General features: G+C 57.0%; 21 protein-coding genes and 1 tRNA gene. 14 read left to right on the top strand and 8 right to left on the bottom strand.

Features of this window, described 5'->3' with window-relative positions:
- The first annotated feature begins 33 nt into the window (after positions 1 to 33).
- The 7 genes from LL947_RS09350 (at position 34) to LL947_RS09320 (ending at position 4770) form a co-directional block, all read left to right on the top strand.
- Entirely contained in the window at positions 34 to 1035 is a 1002-nt protein-coding gene (locus tag LL947_RS09350; protein WP_499833027.1) for an ABC transporter ATP-binding protein, read from the top strand.
- Positions 1032 to 1805, top strand: coding sequence for an ABC transporter permease (locus LL947_RS09345; protein ID WP_404413521.1), 774 nt, complete (start codon positions 1032 to 1034; stop codon positions 1803 to 1805). Before LL947_RS09350 ends, LL947_RS09345 begins: the two co-directional genes overlap by 4 nt.
- Positions 1802 to 2635, top strand: coding sequence for an NADPH-dependent 7-cyano-7-deazaguanine reductase QueF (gene queF, locus LL947_RS09340; RefSeq protein WP_499833026.1), 834 nt, complete (start codon positions 1802 to 1804; stop codon positions 2633 to 2635). The genes LL947_RS09345 and queF overlap by 4 nt, the downstream gene beginning before the upstream one ends.
- Before the next feature lie 48 nt (positions 2636 to 2683).
- The gene (locus LL947_RS09335; RefSeq protein WP_290823949.1) at positions 2684 to 3244 is read left to right on the top strand and encodes a nitroreductase family protein; all 561 of its coding nucleotides are present in this window, start codon (positions 2684 to 2686) and stop codon (positions 3242 to 3244) included.
- A 1-nt stretch (position 3245) separates the two neighbouring features.
- Entirely contained in the window at positions 3246 to 3758 is a 513-nt protein-coding gene (locus LL947_RS09330; RefSeq protein ID WP_499833025.1) for a YiiD C-terminal domain-containing protein, read from the top strand.
- A gap of 95 nt (positions 3759 to 3853) precedes the next feature.
- Positions 3854 to 3941 (top strand) — tRNA-Ser (locus LL947_RS09325).
- Positions 3942 to 4305: 364 nt separating this feature from the next.
- Positions 4306 to 4770 carry a hypothetical protein gene (locus LL947_RS09320; RefSeq protein ID WP_499833024.1) on the top strand — a complete coding sequence of 155 codons (465 nt, stop codon included), beginning with the start codon at positions 4306 to 4308 and terminating at the stop codon, positions 4768 to 4770.
- A 213-nt stretch (positions 4771 to 4983) separates the two neighbouring features.
- Here the strand turns inward: LL947_RS09320 and LL947_RS09315 are convergent, their stop codons facing one another.
- A complete protein-coding gene (locus LL947_RS09315) occupies positions 4984 to 6366 on the bottom strand; it encodes a CHAD domain-containing protein (protein ID WP_499833023.1) in 1383 nt (460 codons plus the stop codon).
- Between the two features lie 760 nt (positions 6367 to 7126).
- Between LL947_RS09315 and LL947_RS09310 the strand changes: the two genes are divergently transcribed.
- The 3 genes from LL947_RS09310 to LL947_RS09300 all read left to right on the top strand — a co-directional run bounded on the left by LL947_RS09310 (position 7127) and on the right by LL947_RS09300 (position 10672).
- Positions 7127 to 8482, top strand: coding sequence for a hypothetical protein (locus LL947_RS09310; RefSeq protein WP_499833022.1), 1356 nt, complete (start codon positions 7127 to 7129; stop codon positions 8480 to 8482).
- Positions 8483 to 8752: 270 nt separating this feature from the next.
- A complete protein-coding gene (locus LL947_RS09305; protein ID WP_499833021.1) occupies positions 8753 to 10117 on the top strand; it encodes a PEP/pyruvate-binding domain-containing protein in 1365 nt (454 codons plus the stop codon).
- Between the two features lie 243 nt (positions 10118 to 10360).
- Positions 10361 to 10672: a hypothetical protein gene (locus tag LL947_RS09300; protein WP_499833020.1), complete on the top strand. Its 312-nt coding sequence runs from the start codon at positions 10361 to 10363 to the stop codon at positions 10670 to 10672.
- Between the two features lie 249 nt (positions 10673 to 10921).
- Here LL947_RS09300 and LL947_RS09295 read toward each other — a convergent pair whose 3' ends face one another.
- The 6 genes from LL947_RS09295 to LL947_RS09270 all read right to left on the bottom strand — a co-directional run bounded on the left by LL947_RS09295 (position 10922) and on the right by LL947_RS09270 (position 14820).
- Entirely contained in the window at positions 10922 to 11221 is a 300-nt protein-coding gene (locus LL947_RS09295; protein WP_499833019.1) for a hypothetical protein, read from the bottom strand.
- Between the two features lie 396 nt (positions 11222 to 11617).
- Entirely contained in the window at positions 11618 to 12115 is a 498-nt protein-coding gene (gene radC, locus LL947_RS09290) for a RadC family protein (protein WP_499833018.1), read from the bottom strand.
- An 11-nt stretch (positions 12116 to 12126) separates the two neighbouring features.
- The gene (locus LL947_RS09285) at positions 12127 to 12738 is read right to left on the bottom strand and encodes a lambda exonuclease family protein (RefSeq protein WP_499833017.1); all 612 of its coding nucleotides are present in this window, start codon (positions 12736 to 12738) and stop codon (positions 12127 to 12129) included.
- A gap of 60 nt (positions 12739 to 12798) precedes the next feature.
- Complete coding sequence (locus LL947_RS09280) at positions 12799 to 13536, bottom strand: ERF family protein (RefSeq protein WP_499833016.1); 738 nt, start codon at positions 13534 to 13536, stop codon at positions 12799 to 12801.
- A 10-nt stretch (positions 13537 to 13546) separates the two neighbouring features.
- Complete coding sequence (locus LL947_RS09275; RefSeq protein WP_499833015.1) at positions 13547 to 13732, bottom strand: hypothetical protein; 186 nt, start codon at positions 13730 to 13732, stop codon at positions 13547 to 13549.
- A gap of 119 nt (positions 13733 to 13851) precedes the next feature.
- Positions 13852 to 14820 carry a DUF932 domain-containing protein gene (locus tag LL947_RS09270; protein ID WP_499833014.1) on the bottom strand — a complete coding sequence of 323 codons (969 nt, stop codon included), beginning with the start codon at positions 14818 to 14820 and terminating at the stop codon, positions 13852 to 13854.
- A 511-nt stretch (positions 14821 to 15331) separates the two neighbouring features.
- Between LL947_RS09270 and LL947_RS09265 the strand changes: the two genes are divergently transcribed.
- From LL947_RS09265 to LL947_RS09255, 3 genes are all read left to right on the top strand, one after another.
- On the top strand, positions 15332 to 15691 hold the full coding sequence (locus tag LL947_RS09265; protein ID WP_499833013.1) for a helix-turn-helix transcriptional regulator: 360 nt from the start codon (positions 15332 to 15334) through the stop codon (positions 15689 to 15691).
- Between the two features lie 21 nt (positions 15692 to 15712).
- Positions 15713 to 17266 carry a YfjI family protein gene (locus LL947_RS09260; protein ID WP_499833012.1) on the top strand — a complete coding sequence of 518 codons (1554 nt, stop codon included), beginning with the start codon at positions 15713 to 15715 and terminating at the stop codon, positions 17264 to 17266.
- Positions 17267 to 17458: 192 nt separating this feature from the next.
- On the top strand, positions 17459 to 18532 hold the full coding sequence (locus LL947_RS09255; RefSeq protein ID WP_499833011.1) for a YagK/YfjJ domain-containing protein: 1074 nt from the start codon (positions 17459 to 17461) through the stop codon (positions 18530 to 18532).
- Here the strand turns inward: LL947_RS09255 and LL947_RS09250 are convergent.
- A complete protein-coding gene (locus LL947_RS09250) occupies positions 18513 to 19859 on the bottom strand; it encodes a hypothetical protein (RefSeq protein WP_499834436.1) in 1347 nt (448 codons plus the stop codon). The genes LL947_RS09255 and LL947_RS09250 overlap by 20 nt on opposite strands.
- Here LL947_RS09250 and LL947_RS09245 point away from each other — a divergent pair.
- Complete coding sequence (locus LL947_RS09245; protein WP_499834404.1) at positions 19749 to 20957, top strand: DUF4236 domain-containing protein; 1209 nt, start codon at positions 19749 to 19751, stop codon at positions 20955 to 20957. The genes LL947_RS09250 and LL947_RS09245 overlap by 111 nt on opposite strands.
- Positions 20958 to 20964: the final 7 nt, after the last annotated feature.

Raw genomic sequence — 20964 nt, 5'->3', positions numbered from 1 at the left:
TATATTTACTTTCATTGCTGACAGGACATTTCTATGGCCGAACCGGCATTGTCGATTCGTGGACTGACCAAAGTCTATGACAACGGCTTTTATGCGCTAAAAGGTATTGATCTTGATGTAAAACAGGGCGATTTTTTCGCCTTGCTGGGACCCAATGGCGCGGGTAAGTCCACCACCCTGGGCGCCGTATGTTCATTGGTGCAGAAAACCAGCGGTAAGATAACCATTTTTGGTATCGATACAGATCGCGATTTTGCCAAGGCCAAGTATCAGCTGGGTGTGGTGCCGCAGGAATTCAACTTCAACCAGTTCGAGAAAGTGCTTGATATCGTGTTGGCTCAGGCGGGTTATTACGGCATGACTCGCCGCGAAGCGCTGCCGAGGGCGGAAAAATTGCTCTCTGACCTGGGGCTCTGGGACAAGCGCAACGGCAATGCTCGTATGTTGTCCGGCGGAATGAAGCGTCGTCTGATGATTGCCCGGGCACTTATGCATCGCCCCAAATTGCTGATTCTGGATGAGCCGACTGCCGGCGTGGATATCGAACTGCGCCGCAGTATGTGGGAATACCTGCGCCGCATTAATCGCGATGAAGGCACCACGATTATTCTCACGACTCACTATCTGGAAGAGGCTGAAAGCCTGTGCCGTAATATCGCCATCATCAACCACGGCGATATTATCCGCAATACCAGCGTGCGCGCCTTGCTTAAAGAGCTGAATACCGAAACCTTTCTGCTGGATATTACTCAGCCACTCGATAAAGCTCCGGAAGTGGAAGGCTTTGAGCTGAGCCTGATAGAGCCTACCCAGTTAGCCCTGGTGTTCCATCGTGGTCAGGAATTGAACGATGTGTTTGAGGCGCTTAGCCAGCAGGGCATCAAGGTGGTTTCCATGCGTAATCGCGCCAATCGGCTGGAGGAAATGTTTGTTTCCATGGTCGAGGCCGGCAATCACGCCATTGATCAGAAAGCCGCTGTGCAAGGTATTCCAGCCAAAGAGGGTTCTGCACCGGCAAAGGAGGCTCGCGCATGAATGCAATGCAAACGCTGGTCGCCTTGTGGACGGTAGTGCTCAAGGAGATCAAGCGCTTTACACGTATCTGGCCGCAGACGCTTTTGCCGCCGTCCATCACTATGACAATGTACTTCATCATCTTTGGTAACCTGATCGGTTCGCGGATTGGGGCGATGGATGGCTTTACTTACATGGATTTTATCGTGCCGGGGCTGATCATGATGGCGGTGATCACTAACAGTTACTCCAATGTGGCCTCCAGTTTCTTCTCGAACAAGTTTCAGCGCTCCGTGGAAGAAATGATGGTCTCGCCGATGCCGAGCTGGGTAATTCTTTCGGGTTATATCTTTGGCGGCATGGCACGTGGTTTGGGCGTTGGCCTGATAGTGACACTTGTGTCGCTATTCTTTACCCGTCTCACCCTGGAGCATCCCTTTCTGACTCTGCTGGTGGTGGTGCTGACATCGGCTCTTTTCTCGATTGGCGGCTTTATCAATGCGCTGCTGGCCAACAAGTTTGATGATATTTCTATCGTGCCGACCTTTATTCTCACGCCGCTGACTTATCTGGGCGGTGTGTTCTACTCGATTTCCATGCTGCCTGACTTCTGGCAGGGCGTTTCCATGCTCAATCCGATTCTGTATATGGTCAACGTCTTCCGCTATGGCTTTCTGGGCGTGTCGGATATACCGGTTGGCTGGGCGCTGGCCGCCATTTTTGGCTTTATACTGATGCTGTTTGTGGTGGCGCTGAAAATGCTGGAACGCGGTAAGGGGATTCGCGCATGAATCATCGTCCTGAAACGCTTGCCAACGCACCGCTAGGGCGGGAATCAAGCTACCCGGAGCAGTATGATGCCGGGCTTTTATACCCCCTTGACCGCGCCGCGAATCGCGCCCCCTTGGGTATTGATGATGCTGCGCTGCCGTTTACGGGTGAGGATGAATGGCACGCTTTTGAAATGAGCTGGCTTAACCCGCGTGGCAAGCCGATTGTTGCTGTGGCGCGTTTTACGCTGCCTGCTGAGTCACCAAACCTGATTGAATCCAAATCCTGGAAGCTGTATCTCAACAGCTTTAACCAGATACACTTTGCAAGTTTTGACGCGGTTGGCGAGCGCCTGGTAGAAGACCTTTCCAAGGCAGCAGGTGCCGCTGTGAAGGTTGAGCTGCTCGATGTTGACAGCCCAGAGCTTGCGCCTCAAACGCTACCGGGAGAATGTCTGGACGTTCTGGATATTGCAGTCGCGTCCTATACGCCTTCAGCTAACCAACTGAAAGTTGGCAGTGAGTGGGTTGAGGAAACCCTTTATTCCCATCTGCTGAAATCGAATTGCCCCGTGACTGGCCAGCCGGATTGGGGAAGCGTATTGATTCGCTATAAAGGGCGCAAGATTGAGCATGAGAGCCTGTTGCGCTACGTTATCGGTTATCGCCAACATCAGGACTTTCATGAGCACTGTGTCGAGCATATCTTTACTGACCTGATGCGCATTGCCGCTCCGGACGAGTTACTGGTGCTTGCTCGCTATGTACGGCGGGGTGGTCTGGATATCAGCCCATGGAGGGCAACCCCCGGCATGGCGCCACCCAGCCCGCTGCGATTGGCACGCCAATAGACATATTGCATTTGTAAAGCCCGGTTATTTCAGATCAGGGAGTCACTAATGGACGCAATGACACTACTGCTTGAGCGCAGTTCAATGGGTAAGTTGATGGCCCCCGCGCCATCACCTGAAGAGATGGAAACCATCTATCAAGCCGCCTTGCGTGCGCCCGACCACAAGGAACTTCGCCCCTGGCGCTTTATAGAGTTCAGCGGAGAAGGTTTGGAGCGGCTGGGAGAGCTTTTCGCAGAAGCAGATTTCCAGGAAGATCCCAACGCTGATGATGCCAGCCTGAATGCTGCTCGCAGTAAGCCACAGCGGGCGCCCATGGTGATTGCGGTGGTCGCCAAGGTCATTCCGGATAATCCCAAGGTGCCCAAGATTGAGCAGGTGATTTCTGCAGGCTGTACCGCGCACGGTATGCTTCTGGCGGCCCATGCGCTCGGTTACGGCGCCATGTGGCGCAGCGGCAAATACGCCTTTGATCCAGTGGTACGCAAGGGACTGAACCTGGGGGAGGAGGATCAAGTGATTGCCTTTATTTATCTGGGCACCCTGGCTGGGCGGCACAAGCCGGTTGCCAAGCACGTTACCAGCGATTTTGTTGAGCGTTGGGACTGATATGGCAAGTGGATTGGGGCGTCAGCCCGGCATTGCTTACCCACGCTTGTCACTGCCTGAAGGCCTTGAAGATCTGACCGTCTTTCAGCGTTGGTTGGAAGAGGCCATTCCCATGGTGGGTGCCTTGGGGATTCAGGCCATGAGTGAGGAGGAGGGCGCCTTGATATGGCAGCTGGCCCTCTCGGCGAGCCTGAATGACAAAGGCACTGGATTCGGGGGCGCCCTGACGGCCCAGACAACCCTGCAAGGTTGGTGCTGGGTGACACTCTTCCTGCGCCAGCTTGGTTTACAGCGTGATGTAGTCGTCGCTGACGCCAACCAGCAATTTTTCGCGCCTGTCACTGATGACTATCGGGTAATATGTGCGCCTGAAGACCCCGCTGGTGCCCGGTTATTGGTTGATAAGTTGCAAACCCGCGGGAAGGGAAGCATTACCCTCAAACAGCAGCTGTTTTGTGGTACTACATTGTGCCTGAAAGCAACAGGGCGCTATGTTGTGCTGCCCAGCGGCTGACGCTGAAAAAGAGTTGCTATTTTGCCTCTTAGGCCATAAGATATGCGCCGTTCTGTTGAGAAAGGCTGCGCCTTAAACTTCGGAGCAATAAACGCGGAGGGGTGTCCGAGTGGTCGAAGGAGCACGCCTGGAAAGTGTGTAAGTCGAAAGGCTTCGAGGGTTCGAATCCCTCCCCCTCCGCCACGAATATCGAATAAGCCGCTGATTTCAGCGGTTTTTTCTTTGCCCAATATTTTTTGACCCACACTTTGACCCACACCTATTGATTGGCTTCTACGGGTCCGTTCAGGACTCCCTTGGACAATTCCCTCCAGTGATCAAACCTTTGAACCCTGTTCCGAGGCTTTCCGAGTTCTGAATTCGAAGCACTGCGCGTCATCTGCTCCGGTCAGGCGCGGGTGGAACCACTTCAAGCTAGACCTCCTGCAGCAGTACCTGTTGGTCTCGTGTCTGGATTGATCTTCCACTCAGCGCCTCCCACCCCCCTTTGCTACTCTGAACAGATGACCAGCAAGGAGGCCCGTCACCATGCCGCACATCGAGACGCTTGCTCGGCAAGCGTGGCAGCTCAGGGAGCAGGCCCTATGCCATCGATGACATCGCCGATGTGATGGGCAAGCCGACCAGCGCCATCGAGCGCTGGATCTGTCGCTGGCCTGAGATTGCCGATCAGGCACCACTCTGGCACGAAGGTCTGAACATCCACACCGTGCACTGCCTCGAGAAGGCCAGCATCACCAGCCGAGAGACCTTGGTCGAGGCGTGGGAGAAGGGTGGCATCCAGCGGGGTCAGCCGCCGGGCATCAACGTGTCCCGGCTGGTGGAGCTCCGGCACTGGCTCGAGGCCTCGGGCACCTTGGTGCCAGAGGCGCCACCCAGGGCCATGATCATCGACCTGCCAGCCGAGGCTGAAGCGGCGCTCAAGCATCTCAAGAAGGTGACGGGGGAAACCTCGTCCCGGCTGGTCAGCCGCCTGCTGGTCGAGGCCGATGAACTCACCAGGAACGGCTGACCCATGTGCGGCCGCTTCGCGCTGTTCTCGGATCTTCCTCGTATCGCGCGTCGCCTCGGTCTTCCTGAGGCACAGGAGCACTGGCAGGCTGCAGGCCTTCAGGCTTCGTATGAGCGTGATCTCCCCTGTGCAAGAGATGCACGAACGCATTCCGTTTCACATCCATGTGGAATTGCTGAGCATCGGCACGCGTCGGTCGAGGTTGGTCCAGCGCTAGAGAGTCGCCTGGTAGAGGTCTGATAGCGGTGTCAGTTCCATCACCTCTTCCCGCATAGCCTTCTTTTGTACCTCCAGGGCAGAACGCCACTCATTACACTCCTGCTTGCGCCTGGGCGCATTGCGGGAGCTGGCGGCAAAGGCCTCGATCCAGGCCTGGTGAGAGCAGAGATCCTGAAAGTCACCCAGCACACTCTGGCGATGCTTGAGCCCCGAGAGAAAATCACGGTGGCGCCTGGGTTCCAGCTCGGCCAGGTAACGGATGCGTTTCACTGCCTTGCGCAGATCATGAAGCGTCTCGTCATCGCTCTCGGGGGTCAGCGCTGCCAGTGTCTGGTCGTGGCGGTCGATGCGTTCGGTCAGTACCGTCGCGATGCGCTTGCTCGAAAGCTCGGCCAGCGCTTCCTTGAAGTCTTGGGAGCCGATGAAATCTCGCCAGTCCTGCATCTCCTCGAGGTAACTAGATTGCACGAGCTGTTGGCGCAGTGCCGCGTGCTCCTCCTCGCGGTGGGCTAGCAACCAGTTCTCCAGGGCCTGACGGGAGCGAGGTATCAGCGGCGGCGGTGTCTCGTTCAAGCCTTCCAGGAAGACATCAAGATCCCTAAGGTCGCTGGTCGCCTGAGCACGTCGCTTGAGGTACTTCAAGCGCTTCTTCAAGCCGGGTACCTTGATGGCAGCTCGCACGGATTCGCCGATCGCCCGGCTGCGGCGCAGATTGACGCGATACTGATGCAGGAACTCGGGGTCGATACCGGCCATGACGCCGGGCTCCAGGGTCCTGACCATCAGATACTGGTGTTCCAGCTGGCTGCGAATGTGCTTAGCCAGGCCGGCCTTGTGCAAGGACGGTTTCCCAAGTGCCTTGCGCTTGAAGAGCGCATGACTGGCCTGCTCCGGCGTCAGGCCTTTCATGTACTCGGCGGCCTGGTGTTCCAGGGAGTGCCAGGGCGTATCGGGCAGCGAAAGATGCAGCAGGCCGCCGGTAGGCAGCACATCCGGCGTGGCGGGGCAGAGCCAATGGGCCAGCTCCAGCAAGGCCGGGTTGTGACCGATTATCAGTACCCTGTCGGTCGCCTCGGGCAGGCCCCGCAGCCAGGCCAGCAGTGCTTGGGCATCGAAGGTGTAAAGCGCCTCGTCGAAGAAGGCTCGCTCTGTCAAGGAAAGCTCGGGAAGCTGCTTGGCTATCTCGTCAAGTGTCTGGTGCGTGCGCACCGCACCGCTGACGTGGATCTCACCCTCCAGGGCCTTCCAACGCTGCAGCGCCTTGGCCATGGCCGCCGCCTGGCGCCTGCCTCGTTTGCGCAGTGGCCGGTCGTGATCGGCCATCTTATTATCGCCGCGTTTCGCCTTGGCGTGGCGCATCAAGAACAGTTGCCGCATGAGCCTCTCTCTCCCGATTGTGATCCCTAGGGCCCATGATAGGCCTATCTGCCCCGTTACCGTCCATGCCACACCGCCGATAGGTGGAGGCGCGTAACACCAGTGTCATGTGAACCGACGAGACTCATCCTGTCTGATTCCGTTTTTATCGGCATCTGCAGCGTCAGGACGGCAGGGGGACTCGGATGGACAAGGCGGATGTGGTGGCATCACTCGGCCAGTCGCAGCTTCTGCGACCGACCTGGGTCAAGGCTGCCTTGCGAGCAAATGACCGGCTGAAGGTCTACCTGACACTGTTGCAGGCTGCCTGGACCTATGCTGACCAGCCCACCTCGGCCCCCATCGACCTGACTTCCGAAATCGCCAGTGCCAGCCTTAACGCGGCATGGCTCAAGGAGCTTCCCGGCACCGCCTTTCGAACGGGCAGCCTCCTCACTATCCCCGAGCTACCACGCTTAATGGCGCTGCTGAGAGAAGACTTTCTCACCATGGCTCGACCACTCACCGAAGGCAATGACGGCAGTGAGCTGCAGCAGCGCGTCAGCCAATGGGCTGCCTGGCTGGAGACACTCAGCGATGGCACCCTCGATGAGGCACAGCTGCAGGCATTGACCGGTGGCAACCGCAGCCGGGGCGACAGCGTGCATATCCTGATCATGGATCTGCACAAGGCACTCAACCACATGGCCGCCAACCTGTCGGATGATTCCGTCGATGGGGCCCATGTCTGGCAGCTGACCGCCCCCGCGTGGCCGCGTTCATGCGCGGTGTCAACCGGACGCGACCGCTCAAGCTGGACCACCCGGGGCTGGACACGGCCGCGACCCGCGATGGCGAACGCCTGCTGCTGCAGAATGATATCGGCACCAACGACGCCCATGTCCTGGTCATCCAGGTCGAGGCGTTGCATATCACGCTCACCTATTCCGACCTGCACCGCCAGCGCTTCAGCTTTTTCCAGACAATGTTGCGCGACATCGGTGCCTATTGGTCGACATCGGAGGCTCGCACCACCCGAGGCCTGAATGCAGGGAACGCCTACTTCGTTGGCACCGCCGATTTCGCCTGTGACGACGAAGCATCGCTACAGCAGGCGCTCGAAGGCATCGGTGCACGAATCGTCTTTCTGATTGACTGGAACCGCGCTCGCAAACGCCTCGTGCACTTCGTCAAGAAGCCCTCGGCCATCGCCGTCCTGGAAGAAACCTCCCGTCGAGAAGCGGGCCACATGGCCTGGCTGGCAGCCGGCGCCGAGCGTCTTATCTACGACGCCATGCAGGCACTGGGCAGCGACTACTTTCATATCGGCGAGCGTCTCGACCAGGTCCTGGGCGACGCGGCAACCCGAGAGTTTCTGGTCGAGGCACTGACCCTGGCCAGCCAGTCGACGAGAGAGGGACAGAGTCCCTCCCTGATCGCCGATGAGACCCGCTTGCTGCTGTTACGTCACCTGCAACGGCGCCGCGACGAGTTTGACCTGCTGAGCGAACATGCCGCTTACTGCCACGCGCTGGCAGAGGGCCTGCGTGATGCCCTGGCCCACGGTCACTACCTCAAGCATCAGGCCGCAGCGAGGCTTTCAGAGCGGGCCAAGGAGTGGGAGCATCAGGCCGACATGATGGTGATGCGCTCGCGTTCGCGAGCCGAGGTGCAGCCGCGCTGGCGTCCCTTCACCGGGCTGATCGAACGTGCCGACGATGTCGCGGATCATCTGGAGGAAGCGGCTTTTCTGCTGTCGTTGATCGCGGAAGCCGGCCACGAAGGATGGCAGGGAGACGTTCAGCACGCCATGCAGCGACTCGCCGATGAGGTGCTCACGGCCACGCAGGATCACGTCAAGGCGCTGGCGATTGCTGGCACGCTCGATGAACAGAGCAGCGCCGTGGACCATGAGGAATTCGTGGCAGCCCTGTGGCGTGTGCTGAGTGCCGAGCGACGCAGTGACAGTCTGCTACGCGAGGTTCGCCGGGCCCTGATGCTCAACGTCAATCACGCGGCGACCCTCAATCTGGCCACTGAATTCTCGACCGCACTCGAACAAGCCACCGATGCCCTGCTGGCGACAGGCTTTGGCTTGCGCAAGCTGGCATTCAGCCGGATGGGAGACAGCCTGTGAATCCGCTTACCACCGACGACAGGGCAACACTCGACGCGGATGAGGTAGAGCAGTCGATCTACGTGATCGGCGACGATGTTCCGCTTCCGGACAAGGCATCGCCCTCCACGTTCGGCGCCAAGGCGTGGAACCTGGCTCGGATGGATGCCCTGGGCTTACCCGTACCCCCCGCCTTCGTGCTCGGCACGCGTTGGTGCCGGCAACCTGAGGCCGTACATCAATTCTGGCCCGAGGCTCTGAAGCGACTGGAGAAGGTAACCGGCCTCGGCCTTGGCGACCCCCCGCCGTCCGCTGCTGCTTTCGGTGCGTTCCGGGGCTCCCGTCTCGATGCCAGGCATGATGGAAACCCTGCTCAACATCGGACTGACGGAGACCACGCTGCCCGGCATGGTGCGTCTTACCGGGCATCCCCGCCTGACCTGGGATGCCTACCGTCGTCTGATTGCCGGCTATGGAGAGATCGTGGCCGGCATCGAGGGGTTTCACTTCGAGGCCGACCTGGATGCCGTGCGTCAGACGAATGATGAGCGTGAACTCGATTTCGCTACCCTGCGTGAGATCGCCAGGCGTCATCTGGCGACCTATGCCCGTGAAGCCGGCGAGCCTTTCCCCCAGGATGCACGAGTACAGCTACGCGACGCCATTACCGCCGTTTTCGCGTCCTGGCATGGCCCCAAGGCCCGCGCCTATCGTGAATTGCACGGCTTATCCCACGACATGGGCACCGCGGTGACGGTACAGCGCATGGTGTTCGGCAATGCCGGTGGGCTGTCAGGGTCGGGGGTTGGCTTTACCCGACACCCCAGCAGTGGCGATCCCGTGCCCTGGGTCGACTTTCTGTTCAATGCCCAGGGTGAGGACATGGTCAGTGGCCGCCGCAGCGCTCAGGGGTATGATGAACTGGCCACGGTGGCCCCCCATCTGTGGGAAAACTTCAAGCAGATCTGTACTCAATTGGAGCAAGCCTTTGGCGACATGCAGGACGTTGAGTTCACGGTGCAGGATCGTCAGCTCTATCTGCTGCAGACCCGCAACGGCAAGCGTACCCCCCAGGCGTGCGCACGCATTGCCCTGGACCTCTGGGAAGACGGCGTGATCGATGCGGCGACTGCCCTGGAGCGGACCCGCCACCTGGATGCTCGAGCGCTGACGCTGCGAAGGGTCGCAAGTGCCAACGGCGACCCCCTCACGCCTCTGGCTCGGGCTGCCAGTGCCAGCAGTGGCGTCGCATGCGGCGAAATTGTCCTGGATGAGGACCGGGCGCGAGCAAGCAAGTCTGCCGGTGTGCAGGTCATACTGGTACGTCGTGATGCCGAGACTCATGACATCGCCGCTCTGGAACTCGCTGATGGCTTGCTGACCCAACGCGGTGCACGCACCTCCCATGCCGCTGTCGTGGCGCGCCAACTGGGCAAGGTCTGCCTGGTCGGTTGCACGGCGATGACGGTCGACGAGCAGGCAAGAACCCTGAGCATTGGCGAGCGAAAGCTTGTAGAGGGCGATATTCTGACCCTGGATGCTAATGAAGGGACCATTCATCTCGGCGAGACACGCATTGTGGACCAAGTGCCTGAGGCACTGCTGGATCGCCTTGCCAGATTGAGAGAGGTGGCTGCCGATCACCAGCACGTATGAGCTGAGGACTCCGGCAGTAGCGCCATTTGCTCACACCAGCACTCGCTGGCTAAACATTGCGTGGCTTTTTGATCTACCGGAAACGGTACTTGATGACATACCTGTTACCACCATGAACACATCACCCGATCGACGTCGATTTAATCAACTTATTCTTAATGTACAGATAGAAATTGCCATGGATCAAGGGGTTGTATCAGTGCCTTGCCATCAGGCTATTTTGTCCGTGACAGGCAATCCATCATGGTCGAGACTGAAGCGGATGTCTTGACGAGGGAGGAAACGCAAATGCAACTTCTTGTCATCAGCTATACCCCCGGCAGCTCCCTTCTTGACTGCCTCGAAACTGATCGGATACCGAATGCCGGCGACATCATCGAGGCTGGTTCAATCCAGGCCAAGGTGCTCTATACTAAGCCACTGGACAATGTAAAAGGCTACGAATGCGCCGTGGTCGTTGATGACCTTACCGTGGGTGACCGAGAATCCGCGTGGTACTTGGATGTCGTTACTAAAGGAGGCAATCAATCCGAAATTAACATTGGTCAAACGTGATGTATCCGGTGAAGAGTCTCCACGAGTTGGATAAGCATACTGAGCGGACTAGTTCAGCTTGTGGTGCCTTGATGCACTCTCAGCTCTTAGATTAACAACTGTTTATATGAACAGATATCGGGTTCTGCGTTATTTTCTACTATTTAATAAGTGGCAATGGCTGGTGATGGAAGAGCCGAAATTATAACTTCGTCATCGACCTTGTTTATCATGTAATTTGTTTTTCATTAAGAGTGTGGCTTGTTGAGATTACGCGTCGTGGCGCATGAATTCTCCGCATCCTTCTTCGATCGAATTTATGTCATATATATCTTCCACCTCGACAGCAACCATTTTGAGACTGGAGATGTCTTTTTCATTTTTTACAGTGGTGATCGGATATATTTTTTCTCTCCCTGACTTAAGAATAATAAACAAACCATTGCGTGGATCAAGGCCGACTCCGCGAACCTCCTGCCCAATTGGGATCGCAAAAATCACGTCGGAATGCAATGCAGGGTCGCTTTTAAATTCATTTGTGCCTAATTTAACCATGTTGATATTAATCATGACCACAAGGCTCCTCAACCCGCTGTTCATGGCGCTGAGAAAACAATAGCCAACGGCTCCAGTGGACAGGTGATGATGTGGTGAATTTTTCTTGACGATGACGCAGCGTTCCTTACCTACAGCCGCCTGGGAGCGTCAGTAGCCACCCGTGCCGCATTCCAACCCATTGAGATTCAGTGGGTCACCGTATGCTGGCCTCCTTTTTTAGTCTAGGTGGGCTGTCTCAATGGCCAAGCTAAACATCCAGACCATAAGGTGGACTGGAGCCCCATCCGTCAATTGCTTTATAAGCCATTGAGACCTGTCATTCCTGGATTCAAAAAAGAGGCACTTGTCCTACATGCCACCACAGCGCCTCCTCTTGGGAAGCGCCGTGGTGGCGTACATTTCGTCAGGTTACAAGTAGCCACGTTCGGCAAAGGAGATAAAGCCCTCGCTCCCGACCACGATGTGGTCGATGACGCGGATATCCACCAGGCCCAGCGCTTCTTGCAGTCGCTCCGTTATGCGCCGGTCCGCGTCGCTAGGCTCGGGTTCACCCGAGGGGTGGTTGTGAACGAAGATCACGGCAGCGGCGTTGTGCGCCAAGGCACGCTTGACCACTTCGCGAGGATAGACACTGGCCGAGTCGATGGTGCCTCGGAATAGCGTCTCGAAGTGGATGAGGCGATGCTGGGTGTCGAGGAACAGGGCGCTGAACACCTCGTGCTCATAGCCATGGAAGAGCACCTGCAGGTAGTCGAAGACCAGGTCTGGCCGGGTGAGCTTGCGACCTCTGGCCAGTCGCCGTCTGGCGAAGGCCTGGGCGATGCTGACCAGCTCCGCCTCGGTGATCGGGGCGGTGATGTCATAGGTGCCGGCGACTTCGCCGGCCTTGAGCTTGCGGTGGTTCATGGTTATTCTCCTCAGGCTGCCATCACCAGCGCCATGCGGCGCTCCAGTTCCGCGTAAAACGCCTCGACCCGCTCGGCGATGTTGCGGATCATCGCCTCGTCGCGGTAGGCCCGCTTGACGAACAGCGGCATCCCCGGCCAGTAGCTGACGAAGTCGATCCACTCCCGTTCGCTGACCCACAGACCGCCCTGGCACTGCGCCACATGCTCCTGGGGCAGCTCGCCTTCGAGCAGCAACTCGATCTGGTACTTGGGGAGCTTGGTCTTGATCTCCACCAGGCCCCGGCTGTCGACCAGGCAGTCCGGGGAGTAGCCCACCCCGTGGTTGAGGATGATGCCGACCTGCTCCAGCCGAGGCAGGCCGGTGGCCTCCTGGTAGAGCTCGCGGGCTACGGGCTCCAGTTCGTGGCCCCGCTGGGTGTGGGTATTGCCCGGGAAGGCATCGGAGGGCTCACCGGTGATGCGCTCGCCGATCAATTGGTGCATGTAGCTCAGCGCGCCGGCGCCTAAGCCCGCCGGCCCCTTGCCCTTGACCAGCAAGGTCTTCAGCTCCGACATGGTGATGATGCCGAGGCGGGCGGCATGCCACTCGGGCGTGCCCTGTTCCAGTGTCAGGATCTGCATGACGGTTTCCTTCTTGATAACACGGCATAGGCGGCGAGGGGCTGCCCCCACGCTGGCCGGTCAGTGACGTGGATGGTTGGGACGGGCCCGCTTGTGCAGGGAGGCCCGCAGCTTGTCGAAGTCGCCGCGCGGCACCCGCTCGGCTTCGTTGTACTTGCCGACGAACCATTCCTGGGTGGCGGGAGGACAGACGGCGATCAGCTGTCGGAGCTGGCCCGCCTGGAAGGGCGTGACGAGCTTCACGGGAGCGGCGGCATGGCCGTTGTCGTCCTGTCCGCGGGTGGTGATGTTGAGCAGGGCGCAGAGCACGTAGCGCTTGCCGTAGCTGGTCGAGGAGCCGAAGGCCTGCACGGCGTTCTTGCTGCCGCTGGTATCCGCTGGGAGCAGCATGCTGGTCTCCTCGCGGTGACCGTCCTGGTGCATCAGCACCCCGGTCACCTGGATGCCGCGTTCCTGGGTCTGGATCCGGAAGCTCACCGCGAAGCCGTGCCTCTGCATGATCGGGCGCACGGTGTCGACGATGTCCTCCAGGGTGGCGTAGGCGCCGTTGTTGCCCTGGCCGCGTTCGGCGATGCTCGGCAGCTCGGTCTGCATGGCCGCCATGGCGGCGCTGTAGGCCATCAGGGCCTGGCGATCGAGCACGCGCTCCTGCATCTGCAGCAAACGCTCCATCTTGTCGATGTCGACCTCGGGATTGAGGGCGGCCCGCTCGATCACCTGGATGATCGCGGTGCTCTCCTGAAGGGACGGGGTGACGGCTGTCTTGCCGTTGGCATCGGGGTGGATGGGAGTGGCCATGGGGCTCTCCTTACTGGTAGCGGTTGATGACGTCCTGAAGCTGGTCGGTAGGGACCGGCTCCAGCGACACGACCACGCGATAGAGATGGCCCTTGGCCAGCACGTGGGTCTGGGCTTGGTGTTCCCTGGCCTCCAGCAGCTGACGGGTCAGCTGGGTCAGGGCGTGGCAGATCTCGAAGGTCATGGGCGGTTGCATCGGTACCTCCAGAAACGCTAACGCCCGGCCGTGGCGGGCCGGGCGCTATGCCGTGATGTGGGAACGTGGATGAAGACGGTTTGAGTGAGAGCGAGCCGTGACGAAAGGCTCGCTGATGATCAGCTCACCAACGCCATGGCGGACGCCAGCGCCTTGTCCTTGAGGCTCGCCCCTTGGCCGAACCAAGCGGAGTCCATGCGGTAATCGTTGCTGCGCGCGCGCTTGTCGTGGTCGACGTACTCGGTGATAGCGTTGAGCAGGCCCCAGGCGGTGCCCTGCGCGGTGCATAGCCGGGCGCCACGCCCTTCGCCATGGAACAGCTTCTGCACGCGGTTGAGCGCCCGAACGTTGGGCAGCTTGGAGGGATCGTCCAGCGGTTCCTCGGCGTTGCAGATCACCGACTGGAAGTAGGTCTTGATCTCCTCTTGGCTGACCTTGCGCTCCGCCAGGGTCTTCATGCGGTACATGAAGTCGTCCCACTGGGAGACCGAGATGCCCAGCTGCTGCTTGACGCGCTGGGGATCGAACTCGGTGCTGTGCGGCACCTTCACACCCTGGGCCATGCCGTCCACGGCGATGGTCAGGGTGTTGTTGCAGACCACCCGTACCGAGGTCGGGGTCGCTACCGTCGCCAGCGAGCCATCACAGGAGGTCGCCAGCAGCAGGTAGGCGTTGACCTGGTCCTGACCCTTCAGGGCGGTACCCAGGCCGCTGCGGGCCAGCGCCCAGAACTTGCGTCCGCCCTTGAGTACCCCGGCGGTCTCGAGTTCGTAACCGGCGTACTCGGTCAGATCCCGGTAGAACTCCAGCACCTCCTCCGGCTGGACGACCTTGTAGCGCTGGGAGACCACCGACAGCGGGGCCCGGGTATCCGAGCGGTAGAGCACCTTTTGCTCCGGGAAGGAGTGGATGCTGCCCAGGCGGCCCGTGCCATCGGCGATGAAGCGTACCGGGGAGGCCTCGATGTGCCAGTCCATACCGGCCTGCTGCCGCCAGACCTCCAGCGGTTGGTGACGCGACAGCTGCTGCCCCAGGCCATGCCAGGGGATATCGCCGACGTAGGCCATGTGTTCGATCTGATGTGCCATGAGAAACCTCCAAGACGAAAAAAGCCGGCAGGTCGCCGGCGGTGGGGATGACAGTGGGGTGATGGGATCAGTCCAGCACCCGGAAGGCATGGCCGCACCCCAGGCAGAGCCAGGGTGAGCCTTCCCCGGGCGGAAACAGGTGCTGGACCATCTGATGGCCGGCGGCCGCCCCGGCGATACCGCTCGATGCGGCGGCCATCACGGCGACGGCGACTCGACTGAGAGGGAAGTGCGCCGAGGAAGCCGGTAACCGGCCGGGAGTGTAGAGCGCTGCGTAGGCACCCTTGAGGGAGCCGGCCAGTGCACCGGTCGCCGTCCCCAACTTGCGGGCAGTCTCGAGGTTGATCACGCGCTGCGAGACACAGCGCGAGCAGGGTGGGGGCATGTCATGTCTCCTGTGGCGGTGAAACAAGCCCGTAGTAGGCTCAGCTCACAGGAGTGATATAGGTCTCAAAAAAATTGGGACAGCGTTGCTACGCGGCTATTCCTGCTACTGAGTAGCGGGAATAGCATGAGCATCGGGCGTATTCGTCCCGTTTTCACCTGTTGCTTGAGCCGGGTTAACACCTCCTCACACCTGTTAACAGATGCGCCTCTGAAGTTCCTTGGCCATCCTTGCCATGTCGAACCAACGAGGAGCATGGCAATGAGCAATTCCACAGATGGCAACAAGCCGCTAGTGCTGTTGAAGCTGAAAGACGTAGTGCGGATGACAGGCCTGTCTCGATCAGGCATTTATAACAGGATGAATAGCAAGTCCCGTTACTACGACTGGACGTTTCCCCGCCAAATCATGACCGGACCTAGGTCAGTGGCTTGGGTGAAATCAGAGATAGAAGACTGGATTGATTCTAGGATGAAAATTAGGTAGGGGGGGTAAATAGGAGGCCAAATGAGTGGCTATGAAGATATACGATATGCAATAGACAACAGCCGGGTGATTTTGGCTGACTATAATCAAGGGGAAAATTTTAAGCTCTACGAAAATGTTCTGATTGAGCAGGTTTCATACGAATTGGCGGAGTTGATTAAAGCGCCGCGAGCCCTTGTGTTGACAAAATTACTTTCTGCATTATGTATTGGCCTGCAACCGCTGGCCGACGTACAAACACCAGATGGGAGGGTAATTCCAACCTCAAGTTATTTTTTTATCCTTGCGAAATCGGGGGAAAGAAAATCGGGTGCTGAGAAAAAAATTTACAAGCCTATCACTGATGTCCAAAGAGAGTTCGATAAAATTCACGCTGAGCTCATGCGGCATTATCCCAGGAAGTTATTGATTTTCGAGGAGAAGCTGAAAGCTTTAAAAAAAGACCTGAGGAAAGCTGTCTCAAAAGAAGAAGATACTGAAGAAATTGAAAGGAAAATAGAGGAGCTGTTTGAGGTCAAGCCAGAGTGTCCGCGTGACATCCAACTGACTAACACGGACACCACATCTGAGGCGTTGCTCGATGGCATGGCTCGAGGGAGCAAATTTGCCGCTATCGCTTCAGGAGAAGGTGGATCTGTGCTACGCAGTGCTTTGTTTAACGACTCCCCTATGTTGAACGGCTTGTGGGGAGGGGAGGTTGCGAGAAAAGCAAGGAAAACAACACAGTCAAGTGTAGTGCTTGATGGAAGGCTAACCATAAGCCTTGATGTTCAGCCAGAGGTTTTTGAAGACTTCTTGGAAAAAAAGGGCAAGGCCCTGAGCGCGTCGGGCTTTTTTGCGCGATGCTTTATTACCTGGCCAGACTCGTTGATCGGTAGCCGCTACTTCGAGAAGTCTGGCGATCACGACTGTCGTGATGATGAACATGCTGAGGAGTTTGAAGACGGAGACACCCACTTTGATGAATATGCTAGAAGGATGACGGGCTACTTGGAGAAGCTCCCCCGTGTTCTTTCCGGTGATGAGCCGAGAGTGGTAATTAAACTATCGAAAAATGCTGATAAAAAGATGGTCTCCATCGGCAATGCCATTGAGCATGAGACGAACCCCGGGGGTATGTTTGAAGGGCATGAGGAATATGCCTCAAAGCTCGCTGAAATAATCTTACGCCTTGCCTGCCTGCTTAACATATTCGAAAAAGGTCTCGATTCCGATATTTGTGCGGGCGCTGTAGAACATGCGCTTTATTTAGGGATGTATTATGCTCACGAACACGTGAGAATCTTCAAATGCCAATCACCCGAGGATAAGGACGATGAGCTGTTACTTGAATGGGTGAGAAAAAAACGCCATCAAGGAATTAGATATGTTAAGAAAAATCATATACGCCAACAGGTCTGCCCTATTGATCTCAGAAATGCAAAGAGGCTTAACCCGGCCTTGGAAAGACTGGAGCAGCGCGGAGAGATAAAAGGGTACATGGCTGTTAGGACAGAATGTGTAGATCTGATGCCTTGGTCGCCTGTCGACAGTGTGGAGGCTATGTTGTTGGGTTACTCTGGGAGAGTTTATTGATACTAACTTATAACGCCATTAAGGATAATAGTTATTTAGTTTTCTGTTAATCCTGGGGCTTGGAGGTGAATCGACGTTGCAATGAATTTTGGATTATATGTTAATTAGAAGTTATCAATCTCACAGTATATCAAATAGTAAACAGGCAGGCTCCCCAAAAGGGGCCTGCCCTACGATCAGGAGGGGAAGGCTATGGACGATGACATGAGTGACGCAGAGGCAGTATGGCCAGAGTGTGAGTTGTATATTGATGCTCTCCTGGCAGAGGAGCAGGAGAAGCGTGACGAGCGCTTCCTTGCGCATTTGAAGGAGGTCGAGGCTGTTGTCCTGAGACTCCTCGAAACTGAGGAGACGCTATTTGACGTCAGGGTGAGGAAAGATGGAGTTGGTCAAGTGGGTACTGGTAGCCTGACCGGCAAGAAGTTTGTTGATGTGATCCGCCAGGGGTGTGATGACAGATGTCGGTTTCTTCCTTTTGTCAACGACAATCCCTATGTGCAGGCCCATCATACTGCTATGGAAGAGTTGGGCTTGGAAAGCCTAGATAATTACGGACCTCACGAACAAGTCGAAAGGCTCAATGCAGCGGTCACCATGATCCGCGGGGTGATCCAGAGCACGGCAATGAGGCAGTACATCACCAAGCTTGATAAGGCCAAGCAGCGGCGACGGCAGAGCGCTCAGACCATTATAAACGCTTTGAGGGATAAGCATGCCCGGGTTGAAGTGCTTCGGCTTGATCTCAACTACCGCAAGGGCAAGTATGTGGACCTTGACGATTTCGCAGCCGCTCTTTCAGACGTCAAGCACGATTGGGCGAGGTTTCGTCATGACCTCGCTAACGGGCTTTGTATACCCGGGGTGCTGGGGTATATGGCCAAGCTCGAGTACGGGCTGCTGAGTGGGTTTCACTTCCATGTGGTGGTTATCTGCAATGGGTCAAAGCATTGGCATGATATTCAACGGGTCCAGATGCTGGGGGAACATTGGAAACATCACGTGGTGCCACCGGGTGAGGGGCGGTACTTTAACTGCAACCGGCATAAAAATGACTATCGTTATCTAGGCATAGGCACGTTGGATTACTATGACCACGCCAAATATTCTGCGTTGGTGAACCTGGTGGTCGAATATATGATCAAGACGGACTTTGTCCTCGCTGCTGAGGCCCCTGGTGACCGGGTGTGGTTTCGCTCAGCCCACAAGGCTCCCCTGGTCCCAGAACGGCGTGGCAGACCCAGGCGGTTTATTTCTCAGGACGGTTGATTTCTTTGTAATTTGGCAGTATGTCACTGGCTAGCCGGTTGCATAAGTCTAGGGTTAAAATTTTGTCCTTCAGAAGATTTCTTTCGACGGTTTGTATATACTCTGGAATCTCTCCTCCGGCTAAGTGGTTATCATGATATTCTTTGGATTTTTCATTAATATACATGAGTTTTAGGCTAAAATAAAAAGGGTAGCAATCAATGGTCTTTTGGCCAAGAAATTGACGGATATGGGGTTTGTTGTTCTTGGGACGAAGCATTGTTGCACATAATGAAATTGTTGTTTCACTTAGTTCTTTCTCATCCGCTCTTTTCGGAGGAGCCGGGGTTGATATGGCTTCTTCTATAGCTGTTGAACTTAATTTTTTATCAGTTTCATCCGTATTGTAGTTGTATGAATATAAGTCATATGCTGTCTTGTTTAAAGCTTGAAGCACTTCGCTTTTCCATGGCTGCAGGTGCTCTGTGAGTTCAGGTGGATATGGCTCATCTGGCTTTTCTTCTGAGCCGAGGAGGCCAAGCAATGCTTTGCGAGAGATCAATAAATTTTCAGCATTGGCTTGCACCCTTTTCATTTTTAGAGTGTCTGGAGTTTTCTCATTGTTAGGTCTTTCTTCAAAATAGCATGCAAATTTCGCTTTGATGCGCTGATGGAAATGTGCGTTCGGAAGGTGTTCTTTTATAAATTGTGGCGCGCTCACTAAAGAAAGATCTGTAACTTCGCTCTCGCGAAAAGCCACTTGGCTGAAGAGCTTTGCTGATAAGGCGATATCGCCATCGAGAAGATGGCTGTAGTCTTGAGATGATAATACTAAGTATCTGAAGTGGTTGGCTTCAACAGGCGCGATTTCTTTTTTAGTGATGTGCGGAACAGAAGGCATGAACTCTGATGTTGAGGTTACGATTACCTCTTGATACTTCCCAACTTGTTTTTGTGGCACACAATAGAGATGAGCTTCATGAGGCCGCTCCACGAACAGTGGTATGTTCTTGGCCGCCAGGCGGGAGAGAAGGCTCCCAAGTGGCTCGCCCGTCACGTCGCTGACAGTGCCTAGCTGCGTCAGTGGTCGCGTGTCCCGGCGGAGTTGGTCGATGGTCTGCATGGGCATGATGGGTCCGGTATTCATCATCTGAAAAGTTGATAGGCTATCAGGAGAGACACTTGGTGGGGAGCAGCATAACCAAGGAGAGCTATGGCCTTTCGATTTCAACGCCGCATCACGCTCGCTCCGGGCATTCGGCTCAACCTCAGCAAGCGGGGCCTCGGGCTCTCGGTCGGTCCGCGAGGTGCCAGCCTCAGCGTGGGGCCGAGCGGCGTGCATGGCCATGCCGGTATTCCCGGCTCCGGCTTGGCCTATCGGCAGAAACTGAATACCCGATCACGCCGCGGTGGTGAACGCTCGGGTGCTGCCAGCGTTGGTTCCAGTCCCGCTGCCGCTCTTGAGGGGCTGTTGGCAGAAGGCGAATCGCTCCCAGTGCGGCTCGAGATCGAAGCAGATGGCGGCATTCAATACTTCCATGGCGACGGCACGCCAATGAGCGATGACGAGGCCCGTGTGCTTCGGCGACATGCCAGGGAGCCGCTGCGAGAGCAGCTGGAGCGCCACTGTGAGCGTCTCAACGCGGATCTTGACCGTCTGGCCCAGCTGCACGAGGAAACGCCTCATACGGACCAGTACGGCTATGTCACGCAGGATTTCACCGTAGCTCCGCCGCTAGCTCCACAACAACAGCAGCCGGCCTGGTGGCATGTTTTGTGGCCACCGGCCAAGCGCCGTCTGGAAGATGAGATTCGACGCCATCAGGCGGCGTTCGATGAGGTCTATCGCGACTGGGAGTGGCGCAAGGCCGAGCATGATGCCGCGGAGTTTGCTCGCCAGCACCGGGAGGCCGAGGAGGTGTGGCACGACTCGGATGCCATGGAGCAGACCCTGCGAGAGCGTCTGGAAGAGATCGACTGGCCTCGTGAAACCGCGATCGACTTCGACCTGGGCAGCGACGTTGGCACCATCGCCGTGGACATCGATCTCCCAGGCGAAGAGGAAATGCCCGACCGCTACTGGACCATGCCGGCCAAGCAGGTGAAGCTCACCCCGCGTAAGCTCAGTGACACTCGGCAGCGCAAGCTCTACCGAGATCATGTACATGGCATCGCCTTCCGCGTGCTCGGCGCTGTATTCGACCGCTTGCCCGCTGTGCAGGAGGCGCGAATTTCCGGTTATCGCCAGATCACCGACCCCGCCACCGGCGGCGAGCGCGATCAGTACCTGTTCAGTGTGAAGGTCACCCGCACGCAGTGGGGAAAGATCCACTTCGTCAAGCTGGATCAGGTCGATCCCGTGGCGGCCATGGAAGCCTTCACCCTGCGCCGCGACATGACCAAAACTGGTATCTTTCGCGACATCGAGCCGTTCAAGCTGGTATGACGCTTGG

The organism is Halomonas sp. BLK-85 (genome assembly GCF_044792155.1).
Lineage (GTDB): Bacteria > Pseudomonadota > Gammaproteobacteria > Pseudomonadales > Halomonadaceae > Vreelandella.
Note: the sequence above shows the minus strand (reverse complement) of the source record. Positions and strands in the feature narration are given on the sequence as shown.

Excerpts from the sequence above, each read along its gene's own strand:
- LL947_RS09260 (WP_499833012.1), top strand. The coding sequence starts at position 15,713 with ATGAGTGGCTATGAAGATATACGATATGCAATAGACAACAGCCGGGTG.
- LL947_RS09335 (WP_290823949.1), top strand. The coding sequence starts at position 2,684 with ATGGACGCAATGACACTACTGCTTGAGCGCAGTTCAATGGGTAAGTTG.
- LL947_RS09300 (WP_499833020.1), top strand. The coding sequence starts at position 10,361 with ATGGTCGAGACTGAAGCGGATGTCTTGACGAGGGAGGAAACGCAAATG.
- LL947_RS09265 (WP_499833013.1), top strand. The coding sequence starts at position 15,332 with ATGAGCATCGGGCGTATTCGTCCCGTTTTCACCTGTTGCTTGAGCCGG.
- LL947_RS09330 (WP_499833025.1), top strand. The coding sequence starts at position 3,246 with ATGGCAAGTGGATTGGGGCGTCAGCCCGGCATTGCTTACCCACGCTTG.
- queF (WP_499833026.1), top strand. The coding sequence starts at position 1,802 with ATGAATCATCGTCCTGAAACGCTTGCCAACGCACCGCTAGGGCGGGAA.
- LL947_RS09310 (WP_499833022.1), top strand. The coding sequence starts at position 7,127 with ATGCGCGGTGTCAACCGGACGCGACCGCTCAAGCTGGACCACCCGGGG.
- LL947_RS09255 (WP_499833011.1), top strand. The coding sequence starts at position 17,459 with ATGGACGATGACATGAGTGACGCAGAGGCAGTATGGCCAGAGTGTGAG.
- LL947_RS09250 (WP_499834436.1), bottom strand. The coding sequence starts at position 19,859 with ATGGCCATGCACGCCGCTCGGCCCCACGCTGAGGCTGGCACCTCGCGG.
- LL947_RS09275 (WP_499833015.1), bottom strand. The coding sequence starts at position 13,732 with ATGCAACCGCCCATGACCTTCGAGATCTGCCACGCCCTGACCCAGCTG.
- LL947_RS09345 (WP_404413521.1), top strand. The coding sequence starts at position 1,032 with ATGAATGCAATGCAAACGCTGGTCGCCTTGTGGACGGTAGTGCTCAAG.
- LL947_RS09270 (WP_499833014.1), bottom strand. The coding sequence starts at position 14,820 with ATGGCACATCAGATCGAACACATGGCCTACGTCGGCGATATCCCCTGG.
- LL947_RS09315 (WP_499833023.1), bottom strand. The coding sequence starts at position 6,366 with ATGCGGCAACTGTTCTTGATGCGCCACGCCAAGGCGAAACGCGGCGAT.
- LL947_RS09280 (WP_499833016.1), bottom strand. The coding sequence starts at position 13,536 with ATGGCCACTCCCATCCACCCCGATGCCAACGGCAAGACAGCCGTCACC.
- LL947_RS09295 (WP_499833019.1), bottom strand. The coding sequence starts at position 11,221 with ATGATTAATATCAACATGGTTAAATTAGGCACAAATGAATTTAAAAGC.
- LL947_RS09350 (WP_499833027.1), top strand. The coding sequence starts at position 34 with ATGGCCGAACCGGCATTGTCGATTCGTGGACTGACCAAAGTCTATGAC.
- radC (WP_499833018.1), bottom strand. The coding sequence starts at position 12,115 with ATGAACCACCGCAAGCTCAAGGCCGGCGAAGTCGCCGGCACCTATGAC.
- LL947_RS09285 (WP_499833017.1), bottom strand. The coding sequence starts at position 12,738 with ATGCAGATCCTGACACTGGAACAGGGCACGCCCGAGTGGCATGCCGCC.